The following is a 22,514-nucleotide window of genomic DNA, read 5'->3' as shown; positions in this document are numbered from 1 at the left end:
TCCTAAACTTTTATTGGCTTATATAATTCTTTAATTTCTGGCAAATAATCGTGATTATTTTTATCTTCAAGAGAGTGTAAATATAGATTTGGTAAAAAGTGAACTCCTCAACCTGCTTGATATCTATATTCAATTAAGACAAGTTTAGGCTTGTCATTTACTCTTGGTATTATAAATTGAATTCTTTTTGGCTCAAAATTGTATTTACGTGAGTATTCAAAACAATCAACCATTCGCTCAACTGGCACAACCATTGTCAAATAACCCTTTTGTTCAATGATTTTAGAACAACCAATAAATATTTGCTCTAAATTTAGGGTAACTTCAAAAGTTGCAATCTTCATTTCCTCGGTAATTTTTTTACCAATTTTTGTACTTTCAACCGTGTAAAAAGGGGGATTAACAACAATACTTTGATATTTTTTTAAAGATTGCTTAGCGTGATTTACATAAAAATTATTGAAATCCTCGCAAATTACATTTATCTGTTTTTCTTTACTATTTATTTCAACATTATGCCGTGCTAGTGTTGCTGCTTTTTGTTGAATTTCTATTGCATCTATGTTAATTTTCGGGTTTCTGTCAGCAATGAATATAGACAACGCCCCATTATTAGTGCCAATTTCTAATATGTGTGTAATTTTTTTATTTAAAAACACAAAATTGCCAAGCAAAATAGTGTCAACAGAATAGTTAAACATATCTTTGTCTTGATAAATATATAAATTTGAATCAAATCCTAAAGAATTTTTAACAATATTTCTATTTGAAAAATCTGCCTTTTTTGTCATTATTAAATCTCTTTTTAATATTTGAATAATAATCAGCGTAGTTTTTAACGAAACATGCATCAACTTTACCATTTATTGGGTCAGTCTTAGTGATTACAACTGATACTTTATCGCCTAAACGATATTTATTTTTGGTTTTTTCACCAACTAATTCAGTTAACTCAAAGTTGGCTTGATAATTGTCATCACTCATTGTTGAAACATGAACTAGGGCATTGGTTTTGTTGTCAAATTCAACAAAAACACCAAATTTAACAACACTAACTATTTGACAATTGAAACTTTGGCCAATTTTATCTCTAAAATATGATGCGTAAAGCAAATCATTTGTGTCTCGTTCCACCTGCATAGCACTTGTTTCTGAGTCGCTATTTTGTTTAGCAATAACAGGAAGAATTTTATTTAAATGTTCAATCTTTGTGCGATCATTATTGAATAAAACGTCTCTTATTGCTCTGTGTACCATTAAGTCAGGATATCTACGTATAGGGCTTGTAAAATGGCAATAAAATTCCGAGGCTAAACCAAAGTGACCAATATTGTTTGGGTCATAAATTGCTTTCGACATTGCTCTTAAAAACATTATTTGTAGAAAGCTATCAAAACGTTGTTGTTTTATTTTTTCAATTGTATTTTGAAATGATTTTGGCGAAATATTGTTTGAATCTATGTCAACTTTTATATTTAAAACATTCATTACATTTTTAAAATAATTTAATTTCTCTTCACTAGGTGATTCATGAACACGATACAAAATTGGTATTTTGTGTTTTGATAAAATTTTAGCTGTTTCTTCATTGGCTCTGACCATGAAATCTTCGATCATTTTTTCACTTTCACCAGATTTATCACAGACAACATCAACGATATTATTGTCTTTGTCAAATATTATTTTTGGTTCTTCAATTTCAAAATCAATATAGCCTTCTTCATTTTTTACTTTACGTAATTTTTGAGTTAATTCGTAACATAAAGAAAGCATTTTATTTAATTCATTATTGTCGAATTTCTTATTATTTTGAATGAATTCGTTAACTCTGTTATAAGTTAAGCGGTATTTTGAATTGATAATTCCAGGAACTAATTTTGCATCAACAGTTTGTCCGTAATTATCAATTTTTATAATTATACTCATTGTTAATCGATCTTCATTTGGGTTTAGAGAACATATTCCATTTGAAAGTTTTTCGGGTAGCATTGGGATAACTTGGTTTGCTAGGTATGTTGAAGTCCCTCTTTTTAAAGCCTCTTTATCAATTTCACTATTTTCTTGAACGTAGTAACTAACATCTGCAATGTGAACAGCAAGTTCATAAAATTTATTGTCTATTTTTTTGACGTTAATTGCATCATCAAAATCCTTGGTATATTCACCATCGATGGTAACAACTAAATCATTTCTAAAATCTACTCTATTTTTTAAATCTTTAGTTTGGACTTTGTCAGGAATTTTATTTGCTTCATCTAAAACATTTTTTTCAAAGCCTTTTGGTAATTCACGTTCAGAAAGTAATGTTTTAACATAACAAAGTGGATCTTCAACATTTGACACTTTTTCAATAATATCAATTTCAATAATTTTGTCTTTTATTGATTTTATTTTGGCTATTACTACATCATTAATTCTTGCGTCTTGTTTGAATTCATTAATAATAAATTTATGTCCAGCAAATTCTTTTTTAAGGGGTTTAAATGATAAATATGAGTTATGCAACTCTAAAACACCTGAAATTTTAGTAGCATTTCTTTCTGTAACTGCCAAAACTGAGGCAAATGTCTTTTCAGAACCATCTAATTGTTTATAAACTGCAGCTTTGACAATATCTCCAGAAAGTGAATTATTAAAATTATTTGAAGGAACAAAATATGATATTTTTTCTTCTTCATCCTCTGTTTGAATGTTTATAAATCCGAATTTGCCATCTTGTGCAAAGCGAATTTGCCCCTCAATTTCGCATTCAAAAACGACTGCAACAAATGTTTGATCTCTAGTTTTGACAAGTAAGTTTTCATCTAACATTTTATTAATTGATGAAGTTAATTCATGATTTTTATTGAAAGGTATTTGTAATCCTTTTGCTATTGACAAAAAATTACAATTTGGTTTGGCTTTAACATAGTCGTGAATTTTTTCAATTAGTGTCATATATTATTTAACAAATATTTTCAGTAAAAGAGCAAGAATTATCAATCCCACACCAAGAGATAACATTGCTCGTTTTAAGAATTTTTTTGTGCCCCTTTCCTTTGAAGTTTTAAAAAGTTGTAAGTCACTTGACCCTACAAGTGCTCCCGAAAAACCATTTGAATCAGGAGACATTATTAATGACACAATAATAATTATTACTGCGACCACAAGGATTATTATAGAAACAATTAGTGTTAGCATGCTACTCCTTAATATTAATATTCTATATTATATATTAGATAAATAATTTCTATACTAAATAATATTTTCACTCTTTATTTTTTTACTTTTTGAATTTAAAAATCAAAAGAAAAAGTCAAAAAATAAAATAAAATAATCTACATAAAAAATGTAATTTTTTTTGATTATATTAATATTAAAATTAATTATATAAATATTTACTTTAATTTATAATATAACAACTATGAATATGAAAAAGAATGCTAAAAATGCTATTATTATTTTTGTTGGACCTAGTGGAGTAGGGAAAGGGACTATTGAACAAATACTATTCAAAAATGAACTTTTAAAACTTAAGCTCTCAATATCAGCAACTACAAGACAACCACGTTCTGGCGAAGTAAATGGTCAGCATTATTTTTTCATTTCAAAAGAGGAATTTACTTCAAAAATTAATAATAATGAACTTATTGAATACAATTTCCATTTTGATAATTACTATGGAACATTATTCACTGAAATTGATCGTATTCACAATGAGGGTTATGTGCCATTTTTAGAAATTGAAACAAAAGGTGCGAAAAAAATTCTTGAAAATAGCTCAATTTCAAAGAAATACAACATAATTACAGTGTTTATTCTGCCGCCAACATTCGAGGAACTAGAACAAAGAATTATTGGCAGAAACACTGAAACCGAAGAGTCAATCACTAAGCGAATGATTAAAGCTAATGAAGAACTTGCAGAGCAAGATATTTTTAAATATAAAGTTATTAATGATGAACCTCATCGTGCGGCAACTGAAATTACTGAATTATTAATGAAAGAGTTATATGAATAATCTTGCGGAATTAAGTGTAGTTGGCAATGTTCGAATGGAAAATGAAGATCGTGCAGCTGCATTAAATAAAAATACAACATCAATGCTTATAATTTGCGATGGTATGGGTGGGCATTATGGTGGTTCTTATGCTTCTTCAATAACAGTGAATACATTGAAAAATGCATTCAATTCGCAAATTCCGTTGAAAAATGATTCAATTGAGGAATATGCTAATTGGTTTAAGCAAAATATTGATAAAGCGCGTGCCGAAATGAAAAAATTAGGTGAGCACGATGAAGCACAACTTGATATGGGAACAACTGTCGCTGCTGCAATATTTGACACAGAGAAAAAATTCTTTTATGTTTTTAATATTGGTGATTCACGTACTTATATTTTGACAGTAAATGGTGATTTAGTTCAAATAAGTATTGACCATAACTTGCTAAATCGATTGATAAGAGAAGAGGGAATGCCTGAAGCTAAGGCAAAAAAAATAAAGCATAATACAGCTTTAACTTCTGCACTAGGCCCTCAAAAGAAAACAAAAATTGAAGTTTTTGATATCAGTAATGATATTGACAAAATTTATAGTGTTTTATGCACTAGTGACGGAGTTCATGGCTTTGTTGATAAACCTTCAATTGAATTAACCCTAAAAAGAGAAAAAAATGCGCAAAAAACTGCAGAAGAACTTGTTAAATTAGCCCTAGAAAATCGCTCAACAGATAATGCCTCTGTTGCCTATTCAATAATAAATTCACCAAAATGGAGTAAATAATGTTACCAGCAAGCACAAGTAAAGTATATGAAAAATACAAAATTTTAAGCACCTTAGGAAATGGTGGGTTTAGTGTAGTTTTTAAAGTCCAAGAAATAAACCCGCCTCATGAAATATTTGCGTTGAAATATTTTCAAATAAAAGAAAATAGCGACAAAGAAAATACAATAAAAAGATTCAAACAAGAGATTGAAATTTACAAGAAAATTAATTCAAATATGGTGGCTAAATTTATTGATGCATATACAGACGACGAAGAGCAATTTTTAGTCATGGAATATGTTGAAGGCGATAATTTAACTCAACATATTGCTAAAAACGGGAAATTAATACCAAGAACGGCTATAAAATATGCAATGCAAATTGCAGAAGGTTTGGGTGAATTACACAATAGTAAAATTATTCATAGAGATGTTAAAAGTAGCAACATTATTGTTACAAAAGATAGAAACATAAAATTAATTGACTTTGGCTTATCCTTGGGAGACGACTCACAAAGACTAACCCAAGATGCCAAAATAATAGGTTCTTTATACTATTTAGCGCCCGAATTGTGCGAATCAGGTAATACGCCCACAATCCAATCTGATATTTATGCACTTGGAATAATGGTTTATGAGATGCTAACTGGGCAATATCCTTTTAAGGGTGCAAATCCTGAGGAAACAATTCGCAAACAAAAATTTGCTCAAATGCCTGATATCATGAGATACATTGATTTGCAAGCACTAGCCAATGTTATTTATAAAGCAACCAATAAAAAACCAGAATACAGACACCAATCAATGTGAGAATTTAGAGAAGACATCAAAACATCAGGTTCGCCTGAGCGTTATTATGAAAAGCCATATAATGCAAAAAAAGCAACGGCTAAGAAAAATATTCAAGATGTTATAAATTCAAAAACATTCTTATATTCTTGTTTAATATTTTTATTATTATTGTTGATTATTGGTGTAATTTTACTAGTTGCATTGATTTAGGAGTAATGTGAGAGGAAAAATTTATTCTTTAACTGGCGGTAAATACCATATTAAAGATTCGCAAGGCAATATGCATTTTTTGCCCGCTGCTGGAATTTTTAGACACAAAAATATAACACCAATTGTGGGAGATATTGTTGAATTTGAACCACAAAAATTTATTAGCGAAATATACGAGCGAAAAAATTCTTTTATTAGACCTAAAGTTGCTAATATTGACACAATTATTGTAGTTATGTCCGTTGTTGAACCAGATTTTCAACCTTACTTGGTTGATAAATATCTAGCATTTGTTGAATCACATGATATAGAACCGTTATTATTTATAACCAAAATTGACCTAGCACTTTCGAATTGAAAAGATATTTATAAATCAATGGGCTATCCTGTTTATGAAATTGATTATAAAAACGGGAATTTAAAACAAGATTTGCGTTGTATTTTTGAGGGAAAAGTTATATCTTTAATGGGGCAAAGTGGTGTTGGCAAAACAACATTTATAAATGCTGTTGCTGGCACAAATTTTGAAACTCAAGAGATTTCAAAATTTGCAAACCGTGGTAAACATACAACACGAATAGTTCAAATTATTGAAACATTAGGTGGAGAATTAATTGATACTCCAGGTTTTAGCTCACTTGACATAAATTTAGAACCAATTAAGCTTGCAAATTCATTCAAACAGTTTAAAGAATTGTCAAAAATGTGTAAATTTAAGTCATGTTTACATGTTGATGAGCCCGAATCTTGGTGTAATGTAAAATTGCATCTTAAAGACGGAACTATTCCTGAATTTAGATACAAAAATTATTTAAAAATGATGAAAGAGGCAAAAAATGAATAGAAAAAATGTTACTCCTTCTTTATTAAATGTTGAGTATGGGAAAAGAGCACAAATGGCACAAACATTGATTAATGAAGGGATTAAATGAATTCATTACGATGTTATGGATGGTAAATTTGTACCAAATTTAGCCATCGAACTTGAAGAAATAAAACAAATAAAGCAATCGACAACAAAACACTTTATGGATGCTCACTTAATGGTTGAAAATCCACTAACTTATATAGAAGATTACAAAGATGTTGTTGATGTTATTACAATTCATTTTGAAGCTATTAATAAAAAAGAACTATTGGATTTTCTTAAATTAAAACACCATGATTATAAAATAGGTTTAGCAATTAAACCGAATACCGAGGTTAAAGAAATTGAAAAATTCTTACCATATTTAGCTTTAGTTCTTGTTATGTCTGTTGAACCTGGAGCGGGCGGGCAAAAATTCTTGCCTAATGCTTTAGACAAAATAAAACTTTTAAAAGACTTAAGAACAAATAAACAATATACATATTTAATTCAAGTTGATGGCGGTATAAATGAAACAACTGGGCCTCAATGCTTTAAAGCGGGTGCGGATGCGTGCGTTGCTGGTACATTTTTAATTAAAGAACCAACAAAAGCAAGAATTGATTCGATTCTAGGTTAAAAATAACCAATTCAATTGAATTTATATTGAAATTAGTAAAAATTAACTAGGTATTTATTCCTAGTTTTTTTAATTTACAATATAGATTATCATAGCGAAAATTAAAAAAATCATTTTTTGGATAAATTCAATTACTAAATATTTCTAAAGCTTTAATTACACTAAAAAATTTACGATAAAAAAGTGGAATATTTTGTGATAAAGTATTTTTATTGGTTTGATAAACATCATTTTTAAATTATGTTTGTTATTTATGCAAAAATTAAAATATAGATATTAATAATATGGAGTTTTAAGTGAAGCCAGTTGCAAAATTTATTTTCCCCACAATTTTATTACCACTATTACCTCTTAGCTGTACACAAAATAAAACCAATCAGTATACAAAAAATACATTTCTTGAGAATGCTTTAAAAGAACAATTTAATATTGAATTTAATTCTGCAAAACATCCCGATTTCACGCAATTATTAATCCAAAATTTGTTGTTTAATAACATTAATTTATCAGTGGAAAACTATGTTCGAGATTATTTTATTAATACTGTTAAAAACACTTCTAAAGTAGATTTAGATTACTTATCATTTTTGTATACAATCAATAACCCGCGTATTGATTTGCATTTTTTCGGAGATATGTACTATGACCAACATAATTCATATTATCCTGAGAATTATTTTAAATCACAAAAAACAATCTTTTTAGGATAACTGCAAATAGCAAAAACCACGGCCAAATAACTAACCCGATAAAAGCGGTTAGTGTTCATGAAAAAGCAAAGCTATATTATTCACCTTATTATTGACGAAAAGAACACCCTTATAACCAAAAAAATATTACAGGTGAATATTTTCCACCAACTGATCATTTTCATAGGTACCTTAAACATATTAATAACTATTTTGCTAAGTCATACTCAGAACTATTAATCGAATATTTAAGACCTTTTGGCACTTGAAAAATTCCAAATAAACCTAAAAACGATCCTAAACAAATACAGACACCAAAATTTGTTGAACAATCATTTAAGGAAAGTAGATAACCTTATAAAGTTAAAAATATTCACATTGGCGATGGAACCGAGTATAAGCAACTTAATTTAGAAATAACCGATGTATTTAATGAATTTACTGAATATCAATTATATGTTAATAAATCTCAATTTGGTTTTAGGAATAGGATCGGTTATGAATTAAAAATTGTTAAAAACATTAAACCAATGACATATGATAAATTCATTGAAATGTTGGCAAATAATAGGGTTGAAAATGCTACAACAAAAAAATTTTCGTTTAATTTAGGTTACGGCATTACTAATATGTATCCAAATCACAAAAAATGATTTTATGTTTATGCAACAGATGCAAGACTACTTCATGCAATTGATGGTTTTAATATTATAAACATAGGAAAATTACTTGAGCAACACAATAAGCAAACTAACTCTAATGAAGATATTATTGTGTTTACTTCTTAGTTTATTCAAAATAACCAATTCAATTGAATTTATATTGAAATATGTAAAAATAAGCCAGGCATTCCTGGTTTATTTTGCACAATTTGCTACTATCGCGCTTTTCTTTGGATAGGCTTTGTTGAAATTTTTTTAATGAATAATGCTTTTAGTGAAATTGGTATATAAGTTAGCATAAAAGTTGGGTAAGCTAATATCGAAATAAATTTTTGCCATTTGTTTGCTTTTATTCTCTTTTTATTTTTGACAACAACAAAGATCCCTTGTAAAAATAAGTTGATTCAAATTGTGAATAAAATAATTAATGGCGTTGATAAAATATATATCAATGTATTTGCTAAGTTAAATTCAGAATATACATGCTCTAGACCATTGTTTTCGATTAACAAAAAGCTAGCTAAATATAAACCTGATGTTATAAGATAAAGTAAGATGTTAGTTAAGAATGTTATTATTGCAGGAAAAATCATTAAATAATTGCTATATGCAGAAAATTTACTGCGTTTTGGTTTAAATAATGAACTAAATACACTGCTGCCATACATTTTAAAGACTTGATTAAAGCCGACAGATCATCGTGTTCTTTGTTTAATTGAGTCTTTATAAACAATTGGCTGCTCATCATAAAAGATTGCATTTTCTGCGTAATTTGTTTTTATATTATTGATTAATAATCATTGCGAAAATTCTATGTCGTGGCTTAAACTATTAAAATCTCAGAAATTAGTTTGTTGCAAAATTTCTCTTGTGAATGAAAACCCGGTGCCATTTATATATTGTGGTGCATTGAAAAGTGAACGTGATTTATTATTTATGTCAGATTCCTTAATAAATTGAATAGCATATGAACTCGAAATTCAATTATCTTTAAAATTAATTGAATTTCGATATGAGGTAACTACGCTACATTGGCAGTAATCGTAGGTTTTGTTGACTTCAGATACTCAGTTTTCATCAAGTAAATTATCTGCATCAAACGAACAATAGCAATCATACTTATCTAATAGGTTATTATCCCTAATATATCTAAGCGCGTGTTGAATTGCAAAGTTCCCCCCTGTTTATATTATTGAATCTTTCAAGAACATTAACTCCAAGTTGTTTGCCAACATTGTATGTAGCTCTATTATCTGTGCAATTATCTGCAACAAGAAAAATATCGATTAAACCATCATATTTTTGTCTTTGAATTGAAGTAATAAGGTCTTTAACGACATTACTTTCATCTCTAGCAGGAATAACAATCGCAAAAGATCTTAATTTCTTAGGAGAATAATTTGATAAATTTTGTTTCTTTCTTAAAGAATTGAAGAAATTTAATCAATCAAATGAGTATAAAATAAAGAAGCAAATCCCAACTGAAAATGTTATTCAAAAAAATATTTTAGTGATTAAAACTAGATTATCCATAAATCTCCCCTGTTTAGATTTTTATAAATAATACATTATTTATTTAAATTGATAAGCTATATATACAGAATTAAAAATTACCAAATCAGTTTATTTCTTATTCAAAAAGTGATTTCTAACTATTGGCGCAACCTGCTCACCATATATTTTAATAGCGTTCATTATATCCTCGTGCGGCATTGAACCAGTTGGCAAGTGAAGCAAAAAACGATTTAATTGTAATTCTTCAATTATTTTAATAATTTTTTCCGCCACTAGTTCAACATCGCCAACAATCATTGCTCCTTGGTCTGAAATCATGTTATTGTAAGCATCTCTATCTAGTTCTTTTCAAGATTTTCTGGTTTTAGCAACATTGTCAACTAATTGTTTTGTTGGAAAAAAGTAATCATCTTGTGCTTTTTGTTTGTTTTCGTTTACATATCCTCAAAAATGAGCACCAACCTTTAAATCATCAATTTTATGCCCAAATTGTTGACCAACGGCTCTGTAAAATTCAATTATTTTTTTGAAAGCAAGCGGATTGCCGCCTATAATTGCATAAGCTATTGGCAATCCTTTTTTTGCAGTTTCAATAGAAGATTCAATGTTTCCGCCAGTTGCAACTCAAATTGGCATATCTAATGCTCTTGGATATATACCCTTATTGTCAATACTTTGCGTAAATTTGCCTTTTCAATTTAAAATCTCATTTTTCTTAATTTCGATTAGCATTTCAAGTTTTTCATTGAAAAGTTCATCGTAATCATTCAAATCATAACCAAAAAGTGGGAATGATTCTGTAAAAGAACCTCTTCCAACCATTATTTCTGCTCTACCATTTGAAATAGCATCTACGTGAGCAAAATTTTGATAAACCCTAACAGGGTCATTTGACGAAAGAACAGTTACTGCGCTTGAAAGTTTGATATTTTTGCTCACCGCAGCCCCCGCCGCAAGTATCATTTCCGGACTCGAAACCGCAAAATCTTCTCTATGGTGCTCACCAACAGCATAAATATCTAAACCAACTTTATCAGCAAGTTTGATTTCTTCGATCATTTGTTGAATTCTTTGCTGATGAGTAAATGTTTCTTTTGATTTTTCTAAAATGGTTGTCTCTCCGAATGTTGAAATTCCTAATTCTATTTTCACTTTACTCCTTAAATATATATCCAAATTTTACTTATTCAATAGTTTTTTCAATATTATTGGTTCAATTATTCGCATTATATAATAAAAATAGCGTATGCTATCCTAAATAATAAGTTCAAGTGCATTTGTTGAACTTACTATTTAAAATGCACCAAGATTTATTGCTTGGTGCATTTTACTTTAAGAATGAATAGAGCATTGATTTTTTTAAATTTAAAGGGTATATTAAGCCAGTAAAACAAATTATTTATATAAGGCTTTGATTAATAATAAAAAGATGCAATATTTTTCATTAAATGGTTAGACATTTTTTAATAAATAAAATCATTTTTATGGAAATAAATATAATGCAAGTAATCCAGAAAATAATAAATAGATTTAATGGTAAGGTAAATACTAATAGAGGCAATTTATTAAAATGCCCATAAAGAACTATCACTAAGAAAGAAGCGGTTCATAAAAAACATAAAATAATAATAAAGCATATAAATGAAATGCGATATTTATGCATTAAAGGGTAGATTGCAAAACTGAATGAAAATAAAATTGATAATGTTAAAACAAAAATTAACAGAATACCATTAACTATTGAAAAGGCAAAATCTGTATATTCTTTAACAAGAAATGGCATCAAATAAAACAATGCGACAAGAGTTAATAATGAGCAAATTATTGATAGTTTAATTACATTCATCTTGTTTTGCTTTTGCATAATACTTCTCCATATTTTTACTTAATTCATATAAAAGCAACAATCTTATATCAATTGATTTTTCTTGTTCGCCTTCTTGAAAATCACTAATCATTTCATTAAGAAGGCGCTTGTTTTCATTATTTAATTTTTCATAAAACTTATGTAAAAAAATCTCTTTTTCGCTTTGTGTTATAAATGTTCATTGAAATGATTGAACGTTTCTATTACTTGATTTTGAATTTTCAATAAGCCTATTGTAAAATTGACTTCTATTCTTTATATTACTATTTATTTCTTTGCCAATATGCTTAATGAAAATATCTTTTTCAACTGATTCAATAAATAATTTTATAAATTGATAGCCTTCAGCATAGTATTCATTTATTAAACTAATTTCTTTTACAAACAAAATGAACTTATTTATTTCATCATTATCAGTAAATTCAAAAACTTGTCTATTTAGGAAAAACTGAACTAAATAATTAGATAAATATAAGAAATTAAATGTATTCTTTAATTTATTAAAATTCCAATATTTACTTTTATTTAATAAAAAACATAAGTCAATAAACGTATTTTTTGCCTTTTGGTTAAATAACTCAATAGAATCAATTTTATTTTGCGAAGCTAGATATAAATGTAAAAGTTGGTGTATTTTCATGCCAATCATTAAATGAATATTAGGTATATCAATATTATGTTTTTTCTAAGAAATCTAGCTGGTATATATTTTCCATATAATATTTCAACATTAATGTTTTTATATTCATATTTGCTGGCAACAAAATCATTAAATAATAATTTTAAATTTCCACTTCATTGGGTTTAACATACTGTGGCGCTAATGATTTTGAAGCAAAATCATAATCATTGGACAATCTTCAATAATCGTTGTAAGCAAAATTAATAGAAGCGCTACCATGTAATATAAGATTTTTGCTATTTATATAATTAATTAGTTCAATATCTTGCATAGCATTACGGTTTATTAAATTGATTTTTTTGAACATGTTATATTTCATCCTAACAATGAGATAAACATTAAATCATTTCAAAGCTCGGAAAATATTAAATTTATAATAAGTATTTATCATAATTATAGAAATTGACTTAACAATTCCAAAAACACAGGCTCAAAAAAGTAATATAGTGGAAATAATTACGAATTCATATACAGAAATTTTATTTTTACTGTTTTCAACATTACTAAAGAAAAAACTTACATATTTAGAAGGACTAATACAGAATAAAATAACTAGCATTAAAATAAAAATAGAGAATAAAAGCGAAATTATTAGGAACAAATATTGATACACTAATGTTTTTTTAATTAGTTTGGAACTTTGCAGAGCATCTAATTTTTCTTTTAATATCATCCATTACCCCCAAAAAAAGTTTATCTAATATAATTAAAAGCCTCATTTCTTACTTATTTCTTATTTTTATTTTTATATATACTTATATCATACTTTATAAATATACTATTTATAAAACATGGAAAAAGGAAATGTCCTAAAATACGTTTTCACGCACACAAAAAATTCTGTAAATTCCAAAAGTAAAATGCACCTAGATAAAATCTAGATGCATTACTAAATAGTAAGTTCAAGTGCAACATGCGCACTTTAAACCAGTGCAAAAAGTCAACACTGAGGTGTTGGTATTTTTGTCCGGGTTTACTGTTTAAATCTTAATAAAGTTTCAAACTGTTGCGCTAAATTAGGATTAAACATTCTTACTAATTCAATAACATACATATGTTTGGTTAGAATATCCATGACCTTATCAGGGGTAAATTTAATCTCATTTTCAGAACGATTATTGATTGTTTTGTTTATAAATTTCAATTCATTTTCCAATATCTCTTGGGTAGGAATTATTTCAACGGCTTCTTTAATTGCTTTAAAAACAAATTCAGTTACAACCGATCTTTTAGCATAAAATGTGGCACTTTGGATAAATTCAACATGCATAGGGTTTTGCATATCTATATTTTTTAGTGAATCAATGTTTGCTAGTAATCCATTAGGATTCATTTCTCTTTGAGCCAAATTATTAATTGTTTCATCAATTACCTCTTGAGCGACATCAATTTGATTTTCTTCAATTAATTTATATACATATTCGTCAAAAAATCTCAATAGTTCTCTGCCGGCAAATTCTTTTTTAATATTAGACTCAAATTCATTTCTTAGTTCTTGTATTGTGTTTATATTTTCTTCAATCATTGGTTCAAAATTTGCTTCTGTTAATTCTTCAACTTCGACTATTTGTGCTGAAATTATTTTAACAGTTCAAAACACATTTTCAGGATCATTAAAACTAAATTCATGGCCTATTTTTTGACCTATTAACTCATTATTTATTGAAAAATTTTTGCTTTTTTTAGCTTGCAATTTAATGTGATCTTGTTTATGGATGGTTTGTCCATCTTTAGTTGCAACTAAATCGACTAAAACAATATCTTGCTCAATAATGTCTCTGTCTAAAACATCTTTATAAACAGGACGTTTTTTTCTAAAATCTTCTCAAACATCATTCAATAATTGAGCTGTTGGGAAATTCTCTTTGAAGTCAATTTTTACACTTTTAAGATCAAATTTTAGGATTTCTTCTAGATCGTAGCGAATCAAATGAATATTTGCCTTCAAATTTTCATTGTTTTCTAAAATACTTACATATGGTCTTCCAATTGGCAAGATATTTATTTGATTTTCTCTTAAATGGTTAGCAAATTCACTAACTTTTTCATTAATTAATTTTGATGTTGCCATTTGGTTCAATTCTTCAGGTTTTATAACTTGTCCTGATTTAATCGCAAACATTAAAGCATCATTTTTTTCTTTTTTGAATTGTTCTCTACTGATATCTAGTGTTAATATTTCTCTTGTGAATTTAATCATTTTGCCTAACCTTTCAAATAAATTTATTTATATTATATTTAATTTATTAATTCTATAAGTAATTTGTGTTAAATAAAGCTTTATATAAAAACCTAAATTTTATTTGCTAAGTTCTTTAATTATGTGATTTTAATAAAAATAAAATAAAGTAAATTAGAATTTTATGAAAGCTTATTTTTTAATTTTAGCAGCCATTTTTTAAGTAATTTTTTACAATCGATTAATAAATTAATATTTATTTTTATTTAAAACAATAAAAATTTTTTTGACTTTTTATTCTTTATTTACTAAAACGACTTTTTTATAAGTTTATTAGTCAAAAAAATTTTTTAAAAAAATTATAAACACACGGGTGAGTTGTTATATAATAAGCAAGTATTTTAAAAGCAATATTTTGCAAAAAACATTAGAAAGGAAAATAAAATGCCAACAACAAACCAATTAGTTAGCAGTGGTAGAGTGCAAAAAGTTCGTAAACAAAACGCTCCTGCGTTGAACTCAAGCTACAACACACTTACAAAGGCAAGCCGTAAAGAATCAGCTCCTTTTAAACGTGGTGTTTGTACACGTGTTGCAACTATGACTCCTAAAAAACCTAACTCAGCTATGCGTAAATATGCTCGTGTTAAATTATCAAATGGTATGGAAGTTACTGCCTACATCGGTGGTGAAGGCCACAACCTACAAGAACACTCAGTTGTTCTAATCAGAGGAGGTAGAGTTAAAGACCTACCTGGTGTTAGATACCACATCGTTAGAGGTACACAAGACTTGGCCGGTGTAAACAACCGTAAACAAGGAAGAAGTCTATACGGAACTAAAAAAGAGAAATCAAGTAACTAATAAATAAGGAAAGAGAGAAATATTATGTCAAGAAAACACAAAGCTCCTGTTAGAGAAGTTCTAGCTGACCCAATTTTTAACTCTGTTCTAGTTACTAAATTGATTAACTCAATTATGCTAGATGGTAAAAAATCTCTAGCACAAGACATTCTTTATTCAGCCTTTAACATTGTAAAAGAAAAAACAAACAAAGACCCAATGGAAGTTTTCCAAGCAGCCATTGAAAACATTACTCCTCAACTAGAAATTAGAACAAGAAGAATTGGTGGTACAAACTACCAAGTTCCTACAGAAGTTTCTGCTCGTAGAAAACAAACACTATCACTAAGATGATTAGTACAATATTCACGCCTAAGAAACGAAAAAACAATGGACGTTCGTTTAGCAAACGAAATTATTGATGCATCAAACAAAACAGGTGGAGCAATCAAAAAACGTGAGGATACTCACAAAATGGCTGAAGCCAACCGTGCTTTTGCTCACTTTAGATGATAATAGGAATTTAAAATGGCAAGAGAATATGATTTAAAAAATTACCGTAACATCGGTATTATGGCTCACATTGATGCAGGTAAAACTACCACAACTGAAAGAATCCTTCTTCACACAGGTAAAATTCACAAATTAGGTGAAACACACGATGGTGCTTCACAAATGGACTGAATGGCCCAAGAACAAGAACGTGGAATTACCATTACTTCAGCTGCTACAACAGCATTCTGAAAAGGTACAAGAATTAATATTATTGACACCCCTGGTCACGTTGACTTTACTGTTGAGGTTGAGCGTTCACTTCGTGTTTTAGATGGTGCTGTTACAGTACTTGACGCACAAAGTGGTGTTGAACCTCAAACTGAAACAGTTTGAAGACAAGCTACAAACTACAAAGTTCCAAGAATTGTTTATGTAAACAAAATGGATAAAATGGGTGCAGACTTCTTTATGTCTGTCGACTCTGTTAAATCAAGATTAAATGGTAATGCAGTTGCTATTCAAGTTCCAATTGGTGCTGAATCAAACTTTACTGGTATTATTGACCTAGTAGAAATGAAAGCATACATTTACGATGGTAAACCAGAAGAAAACCCAGAAATTACTGATATTCCAGCAGAATACTTAGAAGTTGCTAAAGAAAGAAGAGCAATGCTAATTGATGCTGTTTCAACTTACGATGATGAATTTATGATGAAGCTTCTTGAAGGTGTTGAACCAACAGAAGAAGAACTAAAATCAATGATTCGTAAAGCTACTCTAACTTCAACATTTTTCCCTTGTGTTTGTGGAACTAGTTTCAAAAACAAAGGTGTTAAAAAAATGATTCAAGCTGCGGTTGATTATCTACCTTCACCACTTGATATCCCTGCAATTAAAGGGTATTTAGGTGAACAAGAAGTTTCTGTTCCAGCAACTGACGACCATGACTTTGTTGCGTTAGCTTTCAAAGTTATGACTGACCCATTTGTTGGTTCATTAACATTCTTCCGTACTTATGCAGGTGTGCTTAAAAAAGGTACATACGTTTACAACACAACAAAAGATGTAAAAGAACGTATTGGTCGTATTATTAAAATGCACGCTAACTCACGTGAAGAAATTGATGAATGTTACGCAGGTGATATTGGTGCATTAGTTGGTCTTAAAGGAACAACAACTGGTGATACACTTGTTGCTGAAAAAGCACCAAAAATTATTCTAGAAAGAATGGTTTTCCCAGAACCAGTTATTTCGCAAGCACTTGAACCGGAATCAAAAGATGCAATGGAAAAATTAGCGTTAGGTTTACAAAAACTAGCTGCTGAAGACCCTACATTTAGAACCTACACTGATGAAGAAACTGGACAAACAATTATTGCTGGTATGGGTGAGCTACACCTAGACATTATTGTTGACCGTTTAAAACGTGAACATGGTGTTAAAGCAAAAGTTGGTGCCCCTCAAGTTTCATACCGTGAAACTATTACAAAAGAAGCTGAGGTTGAAGGTAAACACATTAAACAATCTGGTGGTAAAGGTCAATATGGTCACGTATGAATCAAATTCGAACCAAACAAAGACAAAGGTTTTGAATTCGTTGACAAAATTGTTGGTGGTAAAATTCCAAAAGAATACATTAAATCTATTCAAAAAGGTCTTGAAGACAAAATGGCAAGTGGTATTTTAGCTGGATATCCAATGATTGATATTAAAGCTACCTTATTTGATGGTTCATACCACGATGTTGACTCTTCAGAAATGGCTTACAAAATTGCAGCATCTAAAGCATTGACAAAAGCAAAAGACCAACTCGGAACAGTTTTACTTGAACCAATCATGGATGTAGCTTGTGTTATTCCTGAAGATTACTTTGGTGATGTTATGGGTGATTTAACTCGTAGAAGAGGACAAATCGTTAATAACGAAACAAGAAACGATGGTGCACACATTATTAGAGCACACGTGCCATTAAAAGAAATGTTTGGTTATGCAACTGATTTACGTAGTATGACTGCTGGTCGTGGTAACTACCAAATGCAGTTTGACCACTATGAAAAAACTCCAAAAAATATTGCTGATCAAGTTATTAAAACACGTAATATCCAAAATAATGATGAAGACTAAAAATATGCCTGCGCAGGCATATTTTTTTATTAAAAAAAATCCCAAATTATTCAATGGAATTAATGAATAGTTTTATCAAAATAATAAAAAACAACCTAAAATAGGCTGTTACACGTATAAAAAATAAATTAAGATATTAAAAAAGGATAACACTGTGTATCTTGTTGAAAAAGATACTTATTAATAATAGCATTAAAACAAATACTACAAAGAAAAAACATTTTATTTCTTTAAAATTTTAATAAATTAAAAAAACAATTATTTGCTAGCAAAAATCAATTTATTTTTCCATTTTTACAAAAAAATAATCAATATAAAAAAAATAAAAAAATGTTTTACATAAAATTAAAATACCTTATAATTAAGTAGCAATTTTAAAGTTGCCCAGGTGGCGGAATAGGTAGACGCAAGGGACTTAAAATCCCTCGGTGGTAACACCGTGCTGGTTCAAGTCCAGTTCTGGGTACCATATGGCTTATGCCACGAAAAATGCGTCCTTAGCTCAGCAGGTAGAGCAAATGGCTTTTAACCATTGGGTCAGAGGTTCGAATCCTCTAGGACGTACCATTTCATTTATTTGACCGAAATGACGTAAGTCATTTTTTTATTTTCTAAAAAGTGCTATATTAAATATAAATTTGGAGGGGATATGAAATTAAAACTACCTTTATTTGCGTTTTCAATTATTTCACCAGCAATTATTGCTACATCTTGCACAAAAAATCAGTCAGACAACAACATTGTTTGATCGAATATTGATATAAAGGTTGATGTTAAAGATAAACAAAACATTTATTTAGAAGATCTGAAGGAACAAGACATTACACATGAATTAAATAATGATGGTGTTCAGGTTGGAAAAATATTAATTATTTCGCGTGATAATTCAAAAAATTTAGCCAACATTTCTATTGAATTGTTATCTAAAACAAATCCAAACATAAAGCATACAAAAGTTTTACAAATTTCTGGATTTAAAGTTAAAGAAACAAATCCAAAAACTAGTACTATACACCCTACTCCGCCCACTACAGGTGCAGGCAAAGGCGATAGTTCAATCGGTACCGTAAAACCAACCACTCCTGGAAAAACTCCTCAAGAAGGCACTTCTCCAACTAATGATATCAATAGAAATCAAGGCAGTTCAGGAAAATTAGATCAAGGAAAAAATAATACTCCTCAGAATCCTAATGAGCCAGAAAAAACAAATCCAAATACTGGTTCAAATAATTCAAGCAAACCTGTTTCTCCCAATAATTCAAATGACACCACACAACCAATTAAAAAAGAAAATCCTCGTGTTTTAATTTCAAGCGAAGATAGTCATTTTCTTTCTGTTGAAGATTTGCAAAAAAATTCACCAAATCAAGTTTATAAAATGACTAAAAGTTATAATGATGCAATTTTGGGGATAAATAATTTTCTAAAATCTGGCAACCATGGTAATCCTGTAGATTTTACCAACGCTTTTGATAAAAATGTGTCAGATAAATTTTGAGACTATACAAATAAAATTGGTGTTTATGGCAATTATGGCGAAAATGAACGCCAAAAGGTAGAATTTTATAATAGATCTTTATCTATAAATGGTATGGTAAAACAAGTTTATCTACCTACATTTGCTGATAATGACAAATTATCGGCAAAAAATATTGATAAATCACAAATAATTAATGATTTAATTGCTAAAAATACTTTTGGATTTTTACCTTCAAATTTAAGTCAATTTCTTTATTATGCAAGTTTAGAATCAATTTCTAAACATTTGCAAATAGATAATATAAAGAACATTAGAGCAAATTTTGATGATGAAAAAGGAACAATTGATTTATTAATTGAAAATTCTACAGGTGAAAAATTTTTAATTAACATAAATAAAGAGAATGCGAATAATCTTAAAAATAATGATGATTTTTACAATTATATTTATGATAGATCATTTATGTTTAGTTGATATGCAATGGGCTGAGAAAGAGACTTCTTTGAAAAAGATAAAGGCATTCAATATAAAAATGAAAGCGGCACTATGTGGGTTGTTGATAGAGTTATCAACCCTGAAGCAGAAAAGGAAGGCTATTACGAATTTTTAGTGGCTACAAATATTCACGTATTTAGTTTGCGAAGAATTTTTGACAAATCACTATACTTTAGTGCTGATTCAAATAAACCAAATGCCAGTCAATGAAATGGTGGGTTTAGGCCAATTAATCAAGATAAAACCCCTAGAGAAGGCGGTTACTTCTATGGTACCCGTGGTAATCAAACTAGAAGTTTAAAAGGTAATAACTTTGTTAATTCTGAAAATGGCCAATACTATCCAATCGCAAAAGCCTATGAACAATACTTAATTGCTCCATATTACACTCCTCGTTATTATGCAGATGGTTTTTGAGATATTGATGCTGAAACAGGTAAAAAACATCTTGAAGTTTACGATCAAACTTCAAGAATTGGTGGCACAAAAAATGCTGGAGCAGATTTTGTTATTTTACGTTTAAAAATTCATAAATCCGCATTAAAAAATATCTTACCTAAGTTACAATACATTTTAGATTATGAACCAGAAAAAGAAAAAGATTGATATATTGGTCTTGGAAAAAATGAATTATTTCACCCAATTAAAACTCAATTCTATGGCGGTTATCCAATAAATGTTGATGAAAACTTTAATCAAAACTATACTGGCCCTTCATCTTTCTCATTCAAATATAATAAGTCAACAGGTGGTGTAATTAATACACAAAATCGTGTAGTGAATAAAGACGTATTTCAATCGTTATGAGTTAAATATGACGAAAATGAAAACAAAGATTGGAATTCTCATTTAGATAATTACAAGAAATATAACTCACCATTTATTCAAGGTGAACACGGAATGGCTAAAACCATTTTGACTCAACATTCACAACTTTACACATATGCTCCATATGAACAAAGACATAATATTTTAGGTCCGGGTTCTTCTGGTTCAATAGTAATTGATTCGAGTTTTAATTTGATTGGTATAAATTATCTTTTTACTAGGGATGCTACTTATACTGACACATTCTCTAACGCAGTTGCCTTAATGGAAGGACATGGTGATTATAAAAACGGCTTTAATGGCAACATTAGAACTGATTTTGTTAAAAAATTAGTAAGTGATAATGTCAAAACAGTTAAACTTAATCCATAAAATAATAAATATATCCACCAAGCTATAGATTGGCGGATTTTAATTTACACACAATATTAATAAGAGCTAAAAAACAATTCAAAAGTTCATTGAAATTTTTGTTTATTATTTCGCATGATTATCAAAATAGTTGCTGAAATGCGCTGACTTTATCACTTGTGCAATATACTTTAAGAAGGAATAAAATAAATTTATTTTTTTTCTTTTATTAATTTAAATTTAGTGTATTATATTTCTAGTGGTTATAGCGCAAGGGATCACCTGAATCCATTCCGAACTCAGTAGTTAAGCCTTGTAGTGCCGACGATACCAGAGATGGGAAAATAGGGAGCTGCTTTTTTTATTTTCTTTTTTGTATTATAATCATTCAATAACTATGTTATGGAGGCTATTTTGAAATTTAAATTAAACTTAATTCCATTATTGTCGATTCCTTTCATTGCTATTTCATGCAAAAATAATCAAAAACCTATTGAAGAAGAAAACAAAATAGAAAATAAAGAAGTAGAAACAAATAATAAACAATCTGAGTTAAAAATTTATCATTTTATTGATTTTTATAATAGTAGCAAAATTAATAACAAGCAAATTTTTATTGATAATGACTTGCAAGCCTCTAATATTTTAAATGGTTATATTTTTTACGAAGAATATAAAACTGTTGATGATACAGGGTTTGATGAGGATGCTGATTTAGAAATAACTAAGAATAATGTGCACATCTTTAAAATTTCTAGCTTTTTTAACAAAGATTTTTTTAAAGAAAACATTTTAATTTACACTAGTGAAATTCCAAATTTACTAACCCCCAATATTAATAATGTTGAAAATGCTAAAATATTTTTCCCTATTAAAATTGAAAATGGGAAATTTGTATATGATAATCAAGCCAATATCATAGAAAAAAATATTGAAAAAGTTCGCGAATTTGAATTCAATCCAAAACACATTAACTATATTCATTCATCTGTTAAGGGTTTTTACATTGCTATAAACAAAAAACATACACAAGCATTTAAAGACTTTGTAAATAAGATTTATTCGAGTTAA

Annotated in this window: 21 protein-coding genes, 2 tRNA genes and 1 rRNA gene; 15 read left to right on the top strand and 9 right to left on the bottom strand. The window is 28.7% G+C overall.

Annotated elements, in window-relative coordinates; genetic code table 4:
- Positions 1 to 2: 2 nt before the first annotated feature.
- Genes EXC34_RS03290 through secG form a run of 3 tightly spaced genes read right to left on the bottom strand, consistent with a single transcriptional unit; the run spans position 3 to position 3,180 of the window.
- A complete protein-coding gene (locus EXC34_RS03290) occupies positions 3 to 791 on the bottom strand; it encodes a tRNA1(Val) (adenine(37)-N6)-methyltransferase (RefSeq protein ID WP_129687887.1) in 789 nt (262 codons plus the stop codon).
- A complete protein-coding gene (gene rnr, locus EXC34_RS03285) occupies positions 763 to 2,937 on the bottom strand; it encodes a ribonuclease R (protein WP_129687886.1) in 2,175 nt (724 codons plus the stop codon). Before rnr ends, EXC34_RS03290 begins: the two co-directional genes overlap by 29 nt.
- 3 nt (positions 2,938 to 2,940) lie before the next feature.
- Entirely contained in the window at positions 2,941 to 3,180 is a 240-nt protein-coding gene (gene secG / locus EXC34_RS03280) for a preprotein translocase subunit SecG (protein ID WP_129687885.1), read from the bottom strand.
- A 229-nt stretch (positions 3,181 to 3,409) separates the two neighbouring features.
- On the opposite strand from secG, the gene gmk reads away from it, so the two are divergent.
- The 7 genes from gmk to EXC34_RS03245 all read left to right on the top strand — a co-directional run bounded on the left by gmk (position 3,410) and on the right by EXC34_RS03245 (position 8,710).
- A complete protein-coding gene (gmk, locus tag EXC34_RS03275) occupies positions 3,410 to 4,000 on the top strand; it encodes a guanylate kinase (RefSeq protein WP_129687959.1) in 591 nt (196 codons plus the stop codon).
- On the top strand, positions 3,993 to 4,763 hold the full coding sequence (locus EXC34_RS03270) for a PP2C family protein-serine/threonine phosphatase (RefSeq protein ID WP_129687884.1): 771 nt from the start codon (positions 3,993 to 3,995) through the stop codon (positions 4,761 to 4,763). Before gmk ends, EXC34_RS03270 begins: the two co-directional genes overlap by 8 nt.
- Complete coding sequence (locus tag EXC34_RS03265) at positions 4,763 to 5,746, top strand: serine/threonine-protein kinase (RefSeq protein ID WP_129687883.1); 984 nt, start codon at positions 4,763 to 4,765, stop codon at positions 5,744 to 5,746. Before EXC34_RS03270 ends, EXC34_RS03265 begins: the two co-directional genes overlap by 1 nt.
- A gap of 7 nt (positions 5,747 to 5,753) precedes the next feature.
- On the top strand, positions 5,754 to 6,590 hold the full coding sequence (gene rsgA / locus EXC34_RS03260; protein WP_129687882.1) for a ribosome small subunit-dependent GTPase A: 837 nt from the start codon (positions 5,754 to 5,756) through the stop codon (positions 6,588 to 6,590).
- Positions 6,583 to 7,233 carry a ribulose-phosphate 3-epimerase gene (locus tag EXC34_RS03255; RefSeq protein ID WP_129687881.1) on the top strand — a complete coding sequence of 217 codons (651 nt, stop codon included), beginning with the start codon at positions 6,583 to 6,585 and terminating at the stop codon, positions 7,231 to 7,233. The genes rsgA and EXC34_RS03255 overlap by 8 nt, the downstream gene beginning before the upstream one ends.
- Before the next feature lie 296 nt (positions 7,234 to 7,529).
- Positions 7,530 to 7,943, top strand: coding sequence for a hypothetical protein (locus tag EXC34_RS03250; protein WP_129687880.1), 414 nt, complete (start codon positions 7,530 to 7,532; stop codon positions 7,941 to 7,943).
- Between the two features lie 509 nt (positions 7,944 to 8,452).
- Entirely contained in the window at positions 8,453 to 8,710 is a 258-nt protein-coding gene (locus tag EXC34_RS03245) for a hypothetical protein (RefSeq protein WP_129687879.1), read from the top strand.
- Between the two features lie 89 nt (positions 8,711 to 8,799).
- On the opposite strand, the gene EXC34_RS03765 is transcribed toward EXC34_RS03245, so the two are convergent.
- From EXC34_RS03765 to EXC34_RS03220, 6 genes are all read right to left on the bottom strand, one after another.
- Entirely contained in the window at positions 8,800 to 9,444 is a 645-nt protein-coding gene (locus EXC34_RS03765) for a glycosyltransferase (RefSeq protein ID WP_318025056.1), read from the bottom strand.
- A gap of 289 nt (positions 9,445 to 9,733) precedes the next feature.
- Positions 9,734 to 10,117, bottom strand: coding sequence for a glycosyltransferase family protein (locus EXC34_RS03760; protein ID WP_318025055.1), 384 nt, complete (start codon positions 10,115 to 10,117; stop codon positions 9,734 to 9,736).
- A 90-nt stretch (positions 10,118 to 10,207) separates the two neighbouring features.
- Entirely contained in the window at positions 10,208 to 11,251 is a 1,044-nt protein-coding gene (locus EXC34_RS03235) for an LLM class flavin-dependent oxidoreductase (RefSeq protein ID WP_129687878.1), read from the bottom strand.
- 680 nt (positions 11,252 to 11,931) lie between these two features.
- Positions 11,932 to 12,639, bottom strand: a complete 708-nt coding sequence (locus tag EXC34_RS03230) for an MAG4530 family protein (RefSeq protein ID WP_408634016.1) — start codon at positions 12,637 to 12,639, stop codon at positions 11,932 to 11,934.
- A gap of 109 nt (positions 12,640 to 12,748) precedes the next feature.
- Positions 12,749 to 13,321 carry an MAG4530 family protein gene (locus EXC34_RS03785; RefSeq protein ID WP_408634013.1) on the bottom strand — a complete coding sequence of 191 codons (573 nt, stop codon included), beginning with the start codon at positions 13,319 to 13,321 and terminating at the stop codon, positions 12,749 to 12,751.
- Positions 13,322 to 13,621: 300 nt separating this feature from the next.
- Complete coding sequence (locus tag EXC34_RS03220; protein WP_129687875.1) at positions 13,622 to 14,848, bottom strand: trigger factor-related chaperone; 1,227 nt, start codon at positions 14,846 to 14,848, stop codon at positions 13,622 to 13,624.
- A gap of 423 nt (positions 14,849 to 15,271) precedes the next feature.
- On the opposite strand from EXC34_RS03220, the gene rpsL reads away from it, so the two are divergent.
- The 8 genes from rpsL to EXC34_RS03180 all read left to right on the top strand — a co-directional run bounded on the left by rpsL (position 15,272) and on the right by EXC34_RS03180 (position 22,514).
- A complete protein-coding gene (rpsL, locus tag EXC34_RS03215; RefSeq protein ID WP_129687874.1) occupies positions 15,272 to 15,691 on the top strand; it encodes a 30S ribosomal protein S12 in 420 nt (139 codons plus the stop codon).
- Positions 15,692 to 15,715: 24 nt separating this feature from the next.
- Positions 15,716 to 16,186, top strand: coding sequence for a 30S ribosomal protein S7 (rpsG, locus tag EXC34_RS03210; protein WP_129687873.1), 471 nt, complete (start codon positions 15,716 to 15,718; stop codon positions 16,184 to 16,186).
- 12 nt (positions 16,187 to 16,198) lie between these two features.
- The gene (gene fusA, locus EXC34_RS03205; RefSeq protein ID WP_129687872.1) at positions 16,199 to 18,289 is read left to right on the top strand and encodes an elongation factor G; all 2,091 of its coding nucleotides are present in this window, start codon (positions 16,199 to 16,201) and stop codon (positions 18,287 to 18,289) included.
- Between the two features lie 382 nt (positions 18,290 to 18,671).
- A tRNA-Leu gene (locus EXC34_RS03200) sits at positions 18,672 to 18,758 on the top strand.
- Positions 18,759 to 18,780: 22 nt separating this feature from the next.
- Positions 18,781 to 18,856: transfer RNA gene (locus tag EXC34_RS03195), tRNA-Lys, on the top strand.
- Between the two features lie 82 nt (positions 18,857 to 18,938).
- Positions 18,939 to 21,464 (top strand): MAG2960 family serine endopeptidase lipoprotein, encoded by a 2,526-nt coding sequence (locus EXC34_RS03190; RefSeq protein ID WP_129687871.1) that lies wholly within the window; start codon positions 18,939 to 18,941, stop codon positions 21,462 to 21,464.
- 234 nt (positions 21,465 to 21,698) lie between these two features.
- Positions 21,699 to 21,804 (top strand): 5S ribosomal RNA (rrf, locus tag EXC34_RS03185).
- 53 nt (positions 21,805 to 21,857) lie between these two features.
- The gene (locus tag EXC34_RS03180) at positions 21,858 to 22,514 is read left to right on the top strand and encodes a hypothetical protein (RefSeq protein WP_129687870.1); all 657 of its coding nucleotides are present in this window, start codon (positions 21,858 to 21,860) and stop codon (positions 22,512 to 22,514) included.

It is taken from the genome of Mycoplasmopsis bovigenitalium (assembly GCF_900660525.1).
GTDB classification, from domain to species: Bacteria; Bacillota_I; Bacilli_A; order Mycoplasmatales; family Metamycoplasmataceae; genus Mycoplasmopsis; species Mycoplasmopsis bovigenitalium.
Note: the sequence above shows the minus strand (reverse complement) of the source record. Positions and strands in the feature narration are given on the sequence as shown.